Genomic DNA, 15624 nt, shown 5'->3' on the forward strand with positions numbered 1-15624 from the left:
CTCCTGACGTGCTCAACTCGCCACCCCCACAGGCCCGTCGCCCGCGCCTTCTCCTCCGCCGCCCAGCAGCAGCCGTACCAGCGGCGCCACCGCGTCCGCCCGTTCCTCGTCGAGCCCGGGGCCGAAGCCCGGTGTCCCCGCCTCGGCGTGGACCGGCCGCCCCCCGGCGGTCGGTCCACGCCGGACGAGCTCGCCCAGGGTGCGCCGCACTCCCGGTTCGTACGCGGAGAAGGTGCGCCGCAGCAGGGGCAGCACATCGGTGAACGCCTCCGCCGGAACGCCGGTCAGCCACGCGTCCACCAGCCCGAGCAGCCGCTCGTCGTGGACCAGGAGCATGCCGCCGCCGGACGCCCCGCCGACGAACCCCTCGATCCACGCCGCCGCGTCGGCGGGCGCGCTCGCGGGCGAGAGCGCCAGGCCCATGAGCCGCCCCGACTCGTCGGCGGCCAGCCGCCCGTCGTCGAGCAGCAGCCTGGTCGCACGCCCCCGGATGACCCCGGGCACCGAATCGCGCAGCGCGAGCTTGCGCAGCACCCCGCTCCAGCGGTCCACCAGATCGGGTGATTCGAGCAGGCCCAGCACGCCCTGCACCCCGTCCACGTGGTGGCGCATCTCGTCGGCCGCGTCCCCGTCGAGCCCCGTGCAGGCGGGCGGGAGGCCGACGCAGATCCGCTCCGCGAGTCCCGCGGCGACCTCGGCGAGCGCGGCCGTGTCCGTCGCCCGCACGTCCCCGTACCGCAGGGAGCGGGCCAGGGCGGGCAGGGCCTGCGCCAGGTGCCCGACGTCCGTGTCGAGCGCGGCCCGGTCGGCGAGCGCCCGCATCACGACGGGCAGCGCGTCGGTGAGCCCGCCGAGCAGGCACTGCTCGGCGAGCCCCGTGACGTCGGCGAGCGCGGTCGCCGCCACCGCGTCGGACTCGGCCTTGGCCACGGCCGCCGACTCCACGGTCGTCCCCCACACGCCCGCCTCGGCCACCCGTACGTACAGCTCGGGCTCCCAGCGCAGCCGCCAGGTCTCCCGGAACGTGCCGGTGGAACCGCGGCCCGCCGCGGGCTCGCCCCAGTCCACCGACAGCAGCCGCAGCCGGTGCAGCAGGCGGCTGCGCGCCGCGTCGGTCTCCTTGCGCAGGTCCAGCTCCAGCTCCCGCTCCAGCGCCTCCGGCTTGAGGCGCAGCGAACGCTGGGCGCGCACGAGGTCCCGCTGGAGCGGCACGGCGGGCGCGCTGTCGGGGACCTCGCCGAGCAGGTCACCGACGATCAGCCGGTCCCTGACGAGCCCGAGCGGCACGTCGGAGCCCTCGCACATGACGGCCCGCACCGCGTCGATCGTCTCGGTGAGCCCGGCGAGCGGGCGCCCGCGCATGGCGGCCAGCGTGTCGGCGAGCCGTACGGCCTCGATCACGTGCGCCGACGAGACCGGCACGCCCTCGTCCCGCAGCAGCCCGGCGACCTTGGTCAGCCAGCGCTCGACGGGCCGGTCGGGGGCGGCGAAGAGGTGGGCGTACCAGCCGGGCGCCTCGATGCCCGCGCCGTAGCCGCTGTGCCGGGCGAGCCTGCGGTGCGTCCAGGGCACCCAGGTCACGTCCGTCTTGACCTTGGGCAGTCCCTTGAGGAGCGCGCGGTCGGCGGTGACCGTGGTCTTCGCGGCGAGCGCCGGGACGTGCCACGCCCCGCACACCACGGCGACCCGGTCGGCCCCGAACTCCTTGGCCGCGGCCCTCAGCTGGAGCCGCATGTACGCCTCGCGCACCAGGTCGCGGGCGTGGCCCCCGGCGCCGTACTCCTCGCGGAGCGCGCCCATGGCTTCGGCGAGCGCGGCGAACGCCGCCCCGGCGTCGAAGTCCCCTCCGCCGCCGCGGTGTTCGACGACGTCCTCCCACCAGCGCTCGGGGTCGTCGTACCCGGCGGTCCCGGCGAGCACCGCGATGGGGTCGACCCGCGCGGACGGCGGCCCGTCCTCCCCCTCCTCCCCCTGCTTCCCCTCTTCCCCCTCTCCCCCCTCTTCAAGGTCTTTCGGCCCCTCCCCGACCCGCTCCGCGAGCGAGTGCGTGGCGGGCAGGTCGATGAAACGCACCGGGACGCCCGCCGCCAGCGCCCAGCGGATCGCGACCCACTCCGGCGAGAACTCGGCCAGCGGCCAGAACGCCGCCCGGCCCGGGTCGTCCACGGCGTGCGCCAGCAGCGCCACCGGCGGCCGCATCCCCTCGTCCGCGGCGAGCGGCAGCAGCGCGTCGGCCTCGGGCGGGCCCTCGATCAGCACGGCGTCCGGCCGGGCCCCGTCCAGCGCGGCCAGCACCGCCCGCGCGGAGCCGGGCCCGTGGTGCCGGACCCCGAGCAGCAGCGGGCCGCTCACGCGCTCACCTCGCGGCAGGCGCGGTAGAAGTCCTTCCAGCCGTCCCGCTCCCTGACCACCGTCTCCAGGTACTCCTGCCAGATCACCCGGTCGGCGGCGGGGTCGCGGACGACGGCGCCGAGGATGCCCGCCGCGACGTCGCCGGGGCGCAGCACGCCGTCGCCGAAGTGCGCGGCCAGCGCGAGGCCGTTGGTGACGACCGAGATGGCCTCCGCCGTGGAGAGCGTCCCCGACGGGGTCTTCACCTTGGTCCTGCCGTCCGCCGTCACGCCGTCGCGTAGCTCGCGGAAGACGGTGACGACGCGGCGGATCTCGTCCATCCCCTCGGGCGCCGCGGGCAGTTCGAGGGAGCGGCCCAGCTGGTCGACGCGGCGGGCCACGATGTCGACCTCGGCCTCGGGCGTCGCGGGCAGCGGCAGGACCACCGTGTTGAACCTGCGGCGCAGCGCGCTGGAGAGGTCGTTGACCCCGCGGTCGCGGTCGTTGGCGGTGGCGATGAGGTTGAAGCCGCGCACGGCCTGCACCTCCTGGCCCAGCTCGGGCACGGGCAGGGTCTTCTCGGACAGGATCGTGATGAGCGTGTCCTGCACGTCGGCCGGGATGCGGGTCAGCTCCTCGACGCGCGCGGTCATGCCGTCGGACATGGCGCGCATGACGGGGCTGGGCACGAGCGCTTCCCTGCTGGGGCCGTGGGCGAGCAGCCGCGCGTAGTTCCACCCGTACCGGATGGCCTCTTCGGGCGTGCCGGCCGTGCCCTGGACCAGCAGCGTCGAGTCGCCGCTCACGGCCGCCGCCAGGTGCTCCGACACCCAGGTCTTGGCGGTGCCCGGCACGCCGAGGAGGAGCAGGGCGCGGTCGGTGGCGAGCGTGGTGACGGCGACCTCGACGATGCGGCGCGGCCCCACGTACTTCGGGGTGATGACCGTGCCGTCGGGCAGCGTCCCGCCGAGGAGGTACGTGGCGACGGCCCACGGCGAGAGCAGCCAGCGGGCGGGGCGCGGCCGGTCGTCGGCCGCGGCGAGCGCCTTGAGTTCGTCGGCGAAGGCGTCTTCGGCGTGCGGCCGCAGGACGGCTTCGGAAGCAGCCTGGGAAACGGTTGTGGACGCAGTCATGGATCCCCCTCCAGATCGTCGACCGGATGTGGTTCCCACCGTGCACCATGGCACTGACAGTCACCCTTGCCACCAACGTCTTCGCAGGTCAGAGCGATTGTCAGTGGTCGCGTCTAGCGTCGTTCCCATGAATCAGCAGGGGGTGCGCTGGACGGCGGAACAGGTGCTGGCCCTGGCTCCTGACAACGCGTCACGCAGAGCGGGAAGCAAACTGGGCGCGGCGGGCCCGTGGTCGGGTGCGGGCTGCACGGACGCGGGCGCCGTGTGGGGCCTGTGCAAGGGCAGCGGAAGCAAGCCGTACCAGACGGTCGTGGACACGACGGGCCCGGCCTACAAGTGCAGTTGTCCGAGCCGGAAGTTCCCGTGCAAGCACGCGCTGGGGCTGCTGCTGCTCTGGGCGTCCGACGAGCGGGCGGTGGGCGGGGCGGAGGTGCCCGACTGGGCCGACGAGTGGCTCTCGGCCCGCGCGCGGCGCACCGAGCGCGCGGAGGCGGGGGACGGGGGCGGCGGGCGGGCCGCCAAGGCCGCCGATCCCGAGGCTGCCAGGGTGCGGGCCGAGCGGCGCGCGGAGCGGATCAGCGCGGGCGCGACGGAGTTGGAGCAGCGGCTGGCCGATCTGCTGCGCGGCGGGCTGGCCGCAGCGGAGCAGGCGGGGTACGGCCTCTGGGAGGAGACGGCGGCCCGCATGGTCGACGCGCAGGCCCCGGGACTGGGCCGCAGGGTGCGGGAGTTGGGGGCGATACCGGGCTCGGGCCCCGGCTGGCCCGTACGGCTCCTGGAGGAGTGCGCGCTGCTGCACCTGCTCGACCGGGCGTGGCTGGGGCGCGAGCGGCTGCCCGCGCCGCTGGCGGCGACGGTCCGCACGCGCGTCGGGCTCACGGCGCCGGCCGAGGGCCCGCCGGTCCGGGACGGGTGGCTGGTCCTCGCGCAGTACGACGTCAAGGACGGCATGCACACCAACCGCCGCATATGGCTGTACGGCAGGGAATCGGGGCGCACCGCGCTGGTCCTCTCCTTCGGCCCCGCCGGGCGCCCGCCCGAGCTGGCGCTGCCGGTGGGCGCCGAGCTGAGCGCGGAGCTCGTGCCGTACGGCGGGGCGGGGCAGCTCAGGGCCGAGCTGGGCGAGCGGTTCGGCGCCGCCGCCCCGGTGGGCGGGCCGCCGCCCGGCGGCTCGACGGGGGCCGCCCTCGTCTCGTACGGCGCCGCGCTGCGCGACGATCCCTGGCTGGACTCCTGGCCGGTGACGCTGTCCGACGTGGTTCCCGTGCCGGGTGCGGACGGCAGTTGGCAGCTGGCCGACGCGGCGGGCGGCACGGCGCTGCCGGTCGTGTCCACCCCGCTCTCCAGACCGGGCCTGTGGAAGCTCGCGGCACTCTCCGGCGGGGGCCCGGTGACGGTGTTCGGCGAGTGCGGGCACCGAGGCGTGGTGCCGCTCGCGGCCTGGGCGCGGGACGCGCCGGAGCTCGTCCCCCTCACCGCATGACCCACCGCACGACTCACGGACGACGCGCGCGACGCGCACGACTCCGACTCATGGACGACGCGCACGACGGAAGGGAGAGACCGCACCATGACGCCCACGACAACCGCTGACGCGGACACCGGCGCGACCGCGTCCTGGGAGGAGCTGGTCACGTCCGCGCTGCTCGGCACCGACCGCAGGACGGGCGCCGGGTCCCCGGCCGAACTGCTGGACGCGGCAGCGATGCAGACCCTGCGGCGCAGGGCGGGCCTGCTGCCCGCGCCCGCGCCCGCACTCCCGGAGAGCGCGCCGCGCGACCCGAGGCCGCCGCTGCCCGAGGCCGCCCGGCGCAGACTGGTCCACCTGCTGGCCGGGCGGGCGGCCCCGGCGGGCTCGGGCGGCCGCCGGGGGACGGCGCCCGACCTCACCGAACTGCTCCCGCAGTGGCTGGCCGCCGCCAACGCGAAGGGCTTCCGGGCCCCCGCCGACGCACTGCCCGCGCTGCTCGACGCGGCGCGGGCGCGCACGGACCTGCGCCCGCAGGCGGTGGCGTTCGCCGGGCCGCGCGGCCTGTGGCTGGCACGGCTCAACCCCGAATGGAAGTTCGCGCTGCGCGGCGGCGCGTCCGGCTCGGCGCTGCCCGACCCGGACGACGCGGAGGCCACCCGACTGCTCTGGTCGGAGGGGCTGTTCGCGGAACGGGTGGCGCTCCTCACCGCAGTGCGGACGCAGGATCCGGACGCGGCGCTGGCCCTGCTCTCCTCGACCTGGACGACGGAGCGTGCGGAGGACCGGCTGATGTTCCTGGACTCGTTGCGCGCGGGTCTGTCCGGGGCGGACGAGCCCTTCCTGGAAGCGGCGCTCGCCGACCGCAGCCGCAACGTCAGGGCGACGGCCGCCGAGCTGCTCTCCGCGCTGCCCGGCTCCGCCCTCGCCGCGCGGATGGCGGACCGCGCGACGTCCTGCGTGAGCCTGGACCGTACGGGGGCGAAGGCGCCGACCGTCGCCGTGGAGGCGCCGCACGCGTGCGACGCGGGCATGGAGCGCGACGGGGTCGTGCCGGTGCCGCCCGCCGGACGGGGCGAACGGTCGTGGTGGCTGGGCCAGTTGGTGGAGGCGACGCCGCTCGCCACGTGGACCGCCCGGCTGGGCGGGCGCACCGCGGCCGAGGTCGTCGCGCTGCCCGTCGCCGACGGGTGGGGCGAGGAGCTGCACGCGGCCTGGTGCAGGGCGGCGGTGCTCCAGCGGAACCCCGAGTGGTCCCTGGCCCTGCTCGGCGCCCCGTCCGCACCGCCCGCCGCCGGACCCGGGACCGCGTCGCTCGCGGAGCGCGCCCGGCTCCTGTCGACGCTGCCCGCCGAGGGACGCGCGGGCTGGGTGGCCGCGTTCATAGCGGCGCACGGCCTGGCGGACGCGTTCCAGCTGCTGGGCGTCTGCGAGGTGCCGTGGACGGAGCCGCTGGGCCGGTCGGTGGTCGACGCGCTCGACATCGCGCGGGACGCCGGGAGTTACCCCTGGAGCTTCAGCGGGGTGATGGGCCTGGCGGAGAGGTGCCTGGACCCCGGGGAGGCGGGGCGCCTGGAGTCGCTGACGGCGGTGCCCGACGAGGCGGAGAACGCGTCGCCGGGGGCGGGGAGCTACTGGGCGGAGGCGTTCCAGAGGCTGGTGGCGACGCTGCAACTGCGTGCACGGATGGAGGAGGAGCTGTCCGGGTAACGGGGGCGCGCGCCTCGCGGAGTACGGGCCCCTGCGGGGTGCGGGCCTCGCGCAAGGTGTGGGCCCTCGCGAGACGCGGCCCCTGCGGGATACGGGCCCCTGCGGGATACGGGCCTCGCGAGATGCAGGCCCCCGCGATACGCGGCCCCTGCGAGGTGCGGGCCTCGCGGAGTGCGGGCCCTCGCGAAACGCGACCCCCGCGAGGTGCGGGCCCCCGCAAAGTGCCCGCGCCCCCGAAGGGGCGCATCCGCGCCGAACGGGGCCGCCCCGGGCAACGGGGCCCCGCACCCCCGTACCGCTCAACTCGCCGCGGGCTGCCGCACGTTCGCGTTGACCCACTCGACGATGGACGTGGTGGTGGCCCCGGGAGTGAAGATCGCGGCCACCCCCTTCTCCTTCAGCGGCTCGATGTCCGCCTCCGGAATAATCCCGCCCCCGAACACCTTGATGTCCTCCGCCTCGCGCTCCTTCAACAGCTCCAGGACCTTGGCGAAGAGGGTGTTGTGCGCGCCGGACAGGATCGAGAGCCCGATCGCGTCCGCGTCCTCCTGGATCGCGGTGTCCACGATCTGCTCGGGCGTCTGGTGGAGGCCCGTGTAGATGACCTCCATACCGGCGTCCCGCAGCGCCCGCGCGATCACCTTGGCCCCGCGATCGTGCCCGTCGAGACCCGGCTTGGCCACCACCACGCGGATCGGTCCAACCACACCCATCTGTGCCTCCACAGTGAACGAACGTTATCTACAGCATCCCGCAACCGGTCGTTTCGCGGTGGACGGGGAGGGGGAAATCACACGTGGGACATGTTCGCTGTGCACCGTACCCGTCCCGGCCGACTCACAGGTCGCGAACGGGCCCGGTCACAAAGGGGAGCCGCAAGAGGTCGCCGTACCACCGTGCCGTCAGCCGCGCGGCACGGTGGTACGGCCGTTCACGGGCCCGCACCGCACCGGACCCGTCGCCGAGTCCGTACCCGGAACGGGAAACCGCACCACCCTCCGGCGCCCTCCCCACTGATGAGGTACACGGGGGCCGGAGCCGCCTCCCCGCGTGCCGTCGCCCGGGAGGTCGGCCAATGGGGGCCCTGCCCTTCTTCCTCTTTCCGCTTCCGACCTGCCTCCGGCTGCGCCGCATCCAGGTCTCGTCCGCGCTGCTGCGGGCCACCGCCCTCGAACTCGCGATCCTCGCGGGCCATCTGTTCCTCTACCCCTCCGGCATGTCCCAGGAGCGCCGCGCCGCCGAGCGGTCCGGCGACGGGAAAGGGGAACAGGCCCCGGAAGAGACCGGGAATCCCGGAACGACGGCGCCCGACGCGGTCCTGCCGGCCACCGGCGGCGAGCCGCACCCGCCCGTCGTCCTGCTCCACGGCTTCATCGACAACCGCTCGGTCTTCGTCCTGCTCCGCCGCTCCCTCGCCAGGAACGGCTGGCGTCACCTCACGTCCCTCAACTACTCCCCGCTGACCTGCGACATCCGCACGGCCGCCGAGCTGCTCGGCCGACACGTCGAGGAGATCTGCGCCAGGACGGGGCAGCCGCGGGTGGACGTCGTCGGGCACAGCCTCGGCGGGCTGATCGCCCGTTACTACGTCCAGCGCCAGGGCGGCGACGCCCGCGTCCGTACGCTCGTCACGCTCGGCACCCCGCACGCCGGGACGGCGGTCGTGCCCCTGGCGGGCGCGCACCCCATCGTGCGTCAGATGCGCCCCGGCTCCGACGTCATCGAGGAACTGCGCCGCCCCGCGCCCGGCTGCCGCACCCGCTTCGTCAGCTTCTGGAGCGACCTCGACCAGGTGATGCTGCCCGTCGGGACCGCGCGCGTGGAGCACCCGGACCTGCTCGTGGAGAACGTGCACGTCACGGGCATCGGCCATCTCGCCCTGCCGGTCCACCCCGCGGTCGCCTCGCGCATACGTCAGGTCCTCGCGTCGCGGGAACCGGCGGCGGCGCCCGGCACGGGGTCGATCTCGGTCGCCTGACGCCGCTGAATTCGAACTGGTTTCGAACGTAGGGGCAAGGCTCTGTCCGCCGTCCACCGAAAGGCGGCTGAATGCCCGTTTCCTGAAGCTCGAAAACCTGTTGAAGATTGTCGTCGTCCCATACCGCCGGGTACAGTCGCGCCCACTGCTTTCCTCTGGGTTCCCCCCTGCCGCAGGGCCGGACACCAGACACAGTCCTGTTGCCGAGGCGAGAGAGACGTTGGTGAACGACCAGCCCCCCCACGCCGACTACGAGGGTTACGCCACAGGCGGTTTCGGCCCCGATCCGCTCTTCGGCTCCCTTCCGGGGCAGCAGTACCAGTGGGACACCGGCGCGCAGCAGACCGTGGGCTACGACACGTACACCACGCAGCAGCTCCAGCAGGACGACCCGCAGCAGTACGAGGCGTGGGTCCCGGCCCAGCCCGCGTCCCCCGACTCCACGGGCCAGTGGTCCACCGCGACGTGGGCCGACGGGTCGAGCGCGCACACCGGCGAGATCCCGGTCCCCGCGTCCTACGCCGCGTACGACTACGGCACGGTCGGCTACGACACCGGTTCGTACGACACCACCGGCTGGCACGACGTCTCCCCGGCCGACACCGGCGCCCACGCCGTCATCGCCCCAGACACGCACGGCGGCCCCGACGCTCACAGCGGCCCTGGCACGCACGGCGGCCCCGACACCGCCGAGTTCGCGGCGATCGACGTCCCCGGCCTGCCCGAGCCCACCGCCGACTTCGACTTCGACCCGGCGCCCGAGCACTCCGCCCACTCCGTCGGCCACGCCCCCGCCGGGCGCGCCGCGGGCCGCGGCCGGGGGCGGCGCCGCACCCCCGTCAAGCGCTCCGCCCTGCTGACCGTCGCCGTCCCCTCCGCCTGCGTCATGGGCGTGGCCGGGATCGCGGCCGCCTCGGTGAGCGGTCTGACCGGCAGCGCGGACGCGAAGAACAACGACAGCACGACGACGCTGGCCGCCGCCGACCCGGCCTCGGTCAAGCCGGTCGCCGCCAACAGCAAGCTGGACACCCAGCTCGCCAACCTCAGCGCCGACGCCGACGACTTCGCCGACCGGGCCAGCCGTACGCAGGAGCGCATCGACCTCAAGGCGCGCCAGGCCGCCGAGAAGAAGAAGCGCGAGGCGGAGGCCGCCCGCAAGGAGGCGCTGCGCCCGAAGTTCGCGCTGCCGGTGAAGCAGCACGGGCTCAGCGCGAGCTTCGGCCAGGCGGGCATCAACTGGATGTCGGTCCACACCGGCATCGACTTCCCGGTCGACTACGGCGTCCCGGTGATGGCCGCGACCGACGGCACGGTCCGTACGCAGTGGAACAGCGCGTACGGGAACATGGCCATAGTGACGTCGCCGGACGGCACCGAGACCTGGTACTGCCACCTCGGCAGCACGAAGATCCGCTCGGGCAGCGTCAAGGCGGGCGACGTCATCGGCTACTCGGGCAGCACCGGCAACTCCACCGGCCCGCACCTGCACTTCGAGGTGCGTCCGGGCGGCGGGGCCCCGATCGACCCGGCGGCCTGGTTCCGCTCGCACGGCCTGAACCCCAACTGACGCCTGCCGGACCGTACGCACGGCAAGAGGGCCCGGCTCCCATCGGAGCCGGGCCCTTCCGCACGCACGTGCCGTACGGGCTACAGCTTCTCGACCGGCGCGTACCGCAGGAGCAGCTTCTTCGGACGCTCGTCGCCGAAGTCGATCGTCGCCTTCGCCTGGTCGCCCGCGCCCTCGACCTGCACGACCGTGCCGAGCCCGAACTGGTCGTGGGTGACGCGGTCACCGATCACGAGCGTGATCACCGGCTTGTCGGAGGTCCGGCGGGTGGCGAAGCCCGAGGGGCCCGAGCGGGCGCGCGAGGACGACAGGGAGGAGGCGATCCCCGAGGTCGGCCCGGCGGGCGCGGCCATCGGGCCGGTCCGCTTCCACTGCACGTACTGCTCCGGGATCTCCTCCAGGAAGCGCGACGCGGGGTTGTACGAGGGCTGGCCCCAGGCACTGCGCATCGAGGAGCGCGTCAGGTACAGCCGCTCGCGCGCGCGGGTGATGCCCACGTACGCCAGGCGCCGCTCCTCCTCCAGCTCCTTGGTCTGCCCCAGCGAGCGCATGTGCGGGAAGACGCCGTCCTCCATGCCGGTCAGGAAGACCACCGGGAATTCGAGGCCCTTGGCGGTGTGCAGGGTCATCAGCGTGATGACGCCGTTGCCCTCCTCGTCCTCGTCGGGGATCTGGTCGGAGTCCGCGACGAGGGCGACCTTCTCCAGGAACTCGGCGAGCGTGCCCGCCCCTTCCTCCTCGCCGCGCTCCTGCTCGAACTCCAGGGCGACGGCGGCCAGCTCCTGGAGGTTCTCGATGCGGGTCTCGTCCTGCGGGTCGGTCGACGCCTGGAGCTCCGCGAGGTATCCGGTGCGCTCCAGGACGGCCTCCAGGACCACGGCGGGGCCCGCGCCGGACTCGACGATGGTCCGCAGCTCCTCCATGAGCGTGTTGAACCGCTTCACGGCGTTGGCGGAGCGGGCCGCCATGCCGTACGCCTCGTCGACGCGGCGCAGCGCCTGCGGGAAGGTGATCCGCTCGCGCAGCGCGAGGGCGTCGATCATCGCCTCGGCGCGCTCGCCGATGCCGCGCTTGGGGACGTTGAGGATGCGGCGCAGCGGGACGTTGTCCTCGGGGTTGGCGAGCACGCGCAGGTACGCGAGGACGTCGCGGACCTCCTTGCGCTCGTAGAAGCGGACGCCGCCGACGACCTTGTAGGGCAGGCCGACCCGGATGAAGATCTCTTCGAAGACGCGGGACTGGGCGTTCGTGCGGTAGAAGACCGCGACGTCGCCGGCCTTGGCGTCGCCGGCGTCGGTGAGCCGGTCGATCTCGTCGGCGACGAACTGCGCCTCGTCGTGCTCGGTGTCCGCGACGTATCCGGTGATCTGCGCGCCGGCTCCCGCGTCCGTCCAGAGGTTCTTGGGGCGGCGGCTCTCGTTGCGCTCGATGACGGCGTTGGCGGCGGAGAGGATCGTCTGCGTGGAGCGGTAGTTGCGCTCCAGGAGGATCGTCGTCGCGTCCGGGTAGTCCTCCTCGAACTGGAGGATGTTGCGGATGGTCGCGCCGCGGAAGGCGTAGATCGACTGGTCGGCGTCGCCGACGACGCACAGCTCGGCGGCGCCGGGGCCCGGCCCGACCAGCTCCTTCACCAGGGTGTACTGGGCGTGGTTGGTGTCCTGGTACTCGTCGACCATGACGTGCCTGAAGCGCAGCCGGTAGTGCTCGGCGACGTCGGGGAACGCCTGGAGGAGGTGGACCGTCGTCATGATGATGTCGTCGAAGTCCAGCGCGTTGGCCTCGCGCAGCCGCGCCTGGTACATCGAGTACGCCTGGGCGAGCGTCTTCTCGAAGCCGTCGGCGGCCTGGGCCGCGAAGGTCTCCTCGTCGATCAGCTCGTTCTTGAGGTTCGAGATCTTCGCGGTGAAGGACTTCGGCGGGAAGCGCTTCGGGTCGAGGTCGAGGTCGCGGCAGACGAGGGCCATGAGGCGCTTGGAGTCGGCGGCGTCGTAGATCGAGAACGACGAGGTGAAGCCGAGCTTCTTGGACTCGCGGCGCAGGATGCGCACGCAGGCGCTGTGGAAGGTCGAGACCCACATGGCGCCCGCCCGGGGGCCCACCAGCTGCTCGACGCGCTCCTTCATCTCGCCCGCGGCCTTGTTGGTGAAGGTGATCGCGAGGATCTGCCCGGGGTGCACGCCGCGGGTCGCCAGCAGGTGGGCGATGCGATGGGTGAGGACGCGGGTCTTGCCTGAGCCCGCGCCCGCGACGATGAGCAGCGGGGAGCCCGCGTGCACGACGGCGGCGCGCTGCTCGTCGTTCAGCCCGTCCAGCAGCGCGGCGGGGTCCACGACGGGGCGCGGGGCGCCGTCCCGGTAGTACGCGTCCCGGGGCGCGGGGGGCGCGTCGAAGGCACCCTCGAACAGGTCGTGCGGAACGGCCTCGTCCGGGGCGTCGTGCTCGGGCGGGGGCGGCTCCTCCTGGGAGGGCTGGAGGTTCGCCAGGAAGCTGTCGTCAAAGAGGCTACTCATCGCCTGTCGAGTCTAGGCGCCCCCACTGACAACCGGGCCCGTACGCGATTTCCGCTACGGGGAGCGGGGGCCGGCCGTCGGCGGGGCCGCCCCCGACGGCGTCACGTCCACAGGGTGGCGATGAAGATGTTCGCCGTGGTCAGCCCGCCGACCGCGGCGAACATGCCCTTGTCGACGCCCTCCTCGTCCCGCTTGACGTAGACCAGCCCGAGGACGACCACCAGGACGGCCATCTTGATGCCGATCTTGAGGTTGTTCACGGTGTTGCCGTCGGCCTGGTTGAGGCCCACCAGCACCGCGCCGGTGATCAGCATGGTGAGCGCGCCGTGCAGCATCGCCGGGGTGAACCGCGCCGTCCCCGTGCCCATCGCCTTCATCTGGGTCAGGAAACCGCCCAGCAGCGAGGCGATGCCGATGACGTGCAGGGCGACGAAGGCATTGATCAGTACGTCCATGGGTCCCGAGCCTAGCCCGCCCCTTATCACCGCTTTCCGGCGAGGTGGGGCACCTTCGGAGCTTCGGTCACGGTCGTACGGGGTTCGGGTGCACCCCCGAAAGCCCGATGATCATCCCGGGTTGCCTTCGGGGCATTTGCGGTCAGTAGCGGTCATTACGACGCTCTCCCGTGACCATCAGGTTTAGCGTCCTGCCCCAGGTGGCCGACTCCCCACCGCCGCTCCCGTCCGGGGCGGCCGTCGGCCACCACCGCCGAAGAAGCAGGCGGCGGGCCGCTCCCCCTGTGCGGTCCGCCGCCGCCAGGGAAGGACGTGGACGCCGACGTGGCAGCCCACCGCAGGCCCAAGCAGCGCCCGCTCTCCGGCCCGGTCGCCCGTACCGCGGCCACCCTCGCGATAGCGGGCGCGGCCACCGCCACCACCCTGGAGGGCCCGGTCCACGCCGAGCCCCGCCCCACCCCCGCCCAGGTGAAGGCCAAGGTCGACCGGCTGTACCAGGAGGCGGAGGCCGCCACCGAGAAGTACAACGGCACCAAGGAGCAGGCGAAGGCGGCCCAGCGGCAGCTGGGCGAGCTGCGCGACGAGGCCGCCCGCAGGACCGCCCGCCTCAACTCCGCGCGCAACGCGCTCGGCTCGCTGGCCGCCGCGCAGTACCGCGCGGGCTCCATGGACAGCACCGTCCAGCTGGTGCTCTCCTCGCGGCCCGACGACTACCTCCAGCGGGCCTCGCTCGCCGAGCGGGCGGGCGACCGGCAGGCCGCGGCCGTCGGCGCCGTGCGCAGGCAGCTCGCCGAGATCGCCCAGCTGCGCGCCAAGGCCGAGTCCCGGCTGGCCACGCTGAAGAAGCGGCAGGCCGACCTCGCGGTCCAGAAGAAGGCGATCAGGTCCCGGCTCGCCGCCGCGTCCGAGCTGCTGGACCAGCTCACCGCCGAGCAGCGGGCCGCCTACGAGGCGGACGGCGCCGCGGACGTCCGCTCCGACCGCTCCGCCCCGCGCGGCTCCCTCCGGGCCCCTGGTTCCCGGGCCGCGCAGGCCGTGGCCTTCGCCCACGGCGCCCTCGGCTCGCCGTACGTCTGGGGCGCCACCGGGCCCTCCGCCTTCGACTGTTCGGGGCTGACCCAGGCCGCCTGGCGGTCCGCCGGGGTGGCGCTGCCGCGCACCACGTACACCCAGATCGACGCGGGCCGGCGGATCTCCCGTGCCGAGCTCGCCCCCGGCGACCTGATCTTCTTCTACCCGGGCGTCACCCACGTCGGGCTCTACATCGGCGGCGGCCGGATGATCCACGCGCCGCGCCCCGGTACGGCCGTGCGGATCGCGCCGATCGACCAGATGCCCTTTGCCGGGGCGGTCCGGGTCGCGTAGCCTCCCCGGGCACCGTCCCTTCCCAACGGGCTTCCCAGGAAAGGAGTTGGGTCATTGAGCGCGGGCGAACTCACCATCCGGAGCCGCCGACGCACCGAGCACGACCGTCGGCGGCATGCCTGAAGCACCTCACATGCCACCGAAAGGCTTCACCTCACCATGGACCACCACACCGCGGACCACTCCGCCGCGGACCACTCCGCCGTGGACCATTCCGCCGTGGACCGCTCCGCCGTGGAATCCGACCTCCAGATCCGCGTACAGGACTACGTGCGCGACCTCGCCCGCCGCTCCACCGGGCACCTGAGGGTCGGTCCCTTCACCCTGCGCCACCACCCCGAGTGGGCGATCCCGCAGGCCAACTACGCCGTTCCCGACCGGGACTGCGCCCCCACCCCGGCCGAGCTCGACGCCCTGGTCGACGCCTTCCGCGGGCTCGACCGCGTCCCCGCCCTGGAGTTCCTGCCCGCCGCCGCGCCCGCGCTCGAACCGGCGCTGCTGGCGGCCGGGTTCACGGTCGACCGCAGGGCCCCGCTGATGGTCTGCACGCCCGGCACGCTGACCGCGCCGGGCCACGTCGGCGGCGTCTCCTTCGCCGACCCCCGCTCCGACGAGGACGTGCTGGACGCGGCCCGCGTCCAGCACCACGCCTTCGGCGGCAGCGGCGAGCCCGAGCCGGGCGCGGTCGACTGGCTCCGCGAAGCCCCGGGGCGCGGCGGCGTCACGGCGCTCGCCCTGGCCGAGGGCGCCGTCGCGGCGGCCGGAGGCGTGTCGCCCCCGGTCGACGGGCTCGGCGAGCTGGTCGGGATCGCCGTCGCGGAGCCCTTCCGCCGCCGCGGCATCGGCGCCGGACTCACCCGGCACCTGACGGCCGAGGCGTTCGCGCGCGGCTACCAAACGCTCTGGCTCGACCCCGCCGACCCCGACACGGAGCGGATCTACGCCTCCGTCGGCTACGTACGGGCGGGCGAGCGCGTGGACGCCTCGCTCACCGCCAGGCCGTAACACCCGGGAACCCCAACCCCACCCGGGCACGGCCCCGAGCCCCGTGCGGGCGGCCCCGGAGCGATCCGGGGCCGCCCCGCGGTGAGCCGTCCGGCCCCCGCG

At 74.2% G+C, this 15624-nt stretch carries 11 protein-coding genes; 6 read left to right on the forward strand and 5 right to left on the reverse strand.

All coding sequences use genetic code 11. From position 1 onward, the window contains the following. Positions 1 to 12: 12 nt before the first annotated feature. Both ACIBNE_RS21780 and ACIBNE_RS21785 read right to left on the reverse strand, forming a co-directional pair. Positions 13 to 2391 (reverse strand): DUF5682 family protein, encoded by a 2379-nt coding sequence (locus ACIBNE_RS21780; RefSeq protein WP_399274264.1) that lies wholly within the window; start codon positions 2389 to 2391, stop codon positions 13 to 15. Continuing rightward, complete coding sequence (locus tag ACIBNE_RS21785; RefSeq protein ID WP_399273918.1) at positions 2349 to 3464, reverse strand: AAA family ATPase; 1116 nt, start codon at positions 3462 to 3464, stop codon at positions 2349 to 2351. Before ACIBNE_RS21785 ends, ACIBNE_RS21780 begins: the two co-directional genes overlap by 43 nt. A 127-nt stretch (positions 3465 to 3591) precedes the next feature. Between ACIBNE_RS21785 and ACIBNE_RS21790 the strand changes: the two genes are divergently transcribed. Continuing rightward, positions 3592 to 4947, forward strand: coding sequence for an SWIM zinc finger family protein (locus ACIBNE_RS21790; RefSeq protein ID WP_399273920.1), 1356 nt, complete (start codon positions 3592 to 3594; stop codon positions 4945 to 4947). A gap of 87 nt (positions 4948 to 5034) precedes the next feature. Continuing rightward, positions 5035 to 6642: a DUF5691 domain-containing protein gene (locus ACIBNE_RS21795; protein WP_399273922.1), complete on the forward strand. Its 1608-nt coding sequence runs from the start codon at positions 5035 to 5037 to the stop codon at positions 6640 to 6642. A gap of 299 nt (positions 6643 to 6941) precedes the next feature. Here ACIBNE_RS21795 and ACIBNE_RS21800 read toward each other — a convergent pair whose 3' ends face one another. Continuing rightward, positions 6942 to 7355 carry a cobalamin B12-binding domain-containing protein gene (locus tag ACIBNE_RS21800; protein WP_399273924.1) on the reverse strand — a complete coding sequence of 138 codons (414 nt, stop codon included), beginning with the start codon at positions 7353 to 7355 and terminating at the stop codon, positions 6942 to 6944. A gap of 362 nt (positions 7356 to 7717) precedes the next feature. Here ACIBNE_RS21800 and ACIBNE_RS21805 point away from each other — a divergent pair, with 362 nt between their 5' ends. Then, positions 7718 to 8620, forward strand: coding sequence for an esterase/lipase family protein (locus ACIBNE_RS21805; protein ID WP_399273925.1), 903 nt, complete (start codon positions 7718 to 7720; stop codon positions 8618 to 8620). A 223-nt stretch (positions 8621 to 8843) separates the two neighbouring features. Next, complete coding sequence (locus ACIBNE_RS21810) at positions 8844 to 10187, forward strand: M23 family metallopeptidase (protein ID WP_399273927.1); 1344 nt, start codon at positions 8844 to 8846, stop codon at positions 10185 to 10187. 80 nt (positions 10188 to 10267) lie between these two features. Here the strand turns inward: ACIBNE_RS21810 and pcrA are convergent, their stop codons facing one another. Both pcrA and ACIBNE_RS21820 read right to left on the reverse strand, forming a co-directional pair. Further along, positions 10268 to 12697: a DNA helicase PcrA gene (gene pcrA, locus ACIBNE_RS21815; RefSeq protein WP_399273929.1), complete on the reverse strand. Its 2430-nt coding sequence runs from the start codon at positions 12695 to 12697 to the stop codon at positions 10268 to 10270. A gap of 101 nt (positions 12698 to 12798) precedes the next feature. Continuing rightward, on the reverse strand, positions 12799 to 13152 hold the full coding sequence (locus tag ACIBNE_RS21820) for a hypothetical protein (protein ID WP_399273930.1): 354 nt from the start codon (positions 13150 to 13152) through the stop codon (positions 12799 to 12801). A gap of 324 nt (positions 13153 to 13476) precedes the next feature. On the opposite strand from ACIBNE_RS21820, the gene ACIBNE_RS21825 reads away from it, so the two are divergent. After that, positions 13477 to 14517, forward strand: coding sequence for an NlpC/P60 family protein (locus ACIBNE_RS21825; protein WP_399274266.1), 1041 nt, complete (start codon positions 13477 to 13479; stop codon positions 14515 to 14517). 159 nt (positions 14518 to 14676) lie between these two features. Further along, the gene (locus ACIBNE_RS21830) at positions 14677 to 15522 is read left to right on the forward strand and encodes a GNAT family N-acetyltransferase (RefSeq protein ID WP_399273931.1); all 846 of its coding nucleotides are present in this window, start codon (positions 14677 to 14679) and stop codon (positions 15520 to 15522) included. The last annotated feature ends 102 nt before the right edge of the window (positions 15523 to 15624 follow it).

The sequence above is a fragment of the Streptomyces sp. NPDC050504 genome, assembly GCF_044458065.1.
Classification (GTDB): domain Bacteria; phylum Actinomycetota; class Actinomycetes; order Streptomycetales; family Streptomycetaceae; genus Streptomyces.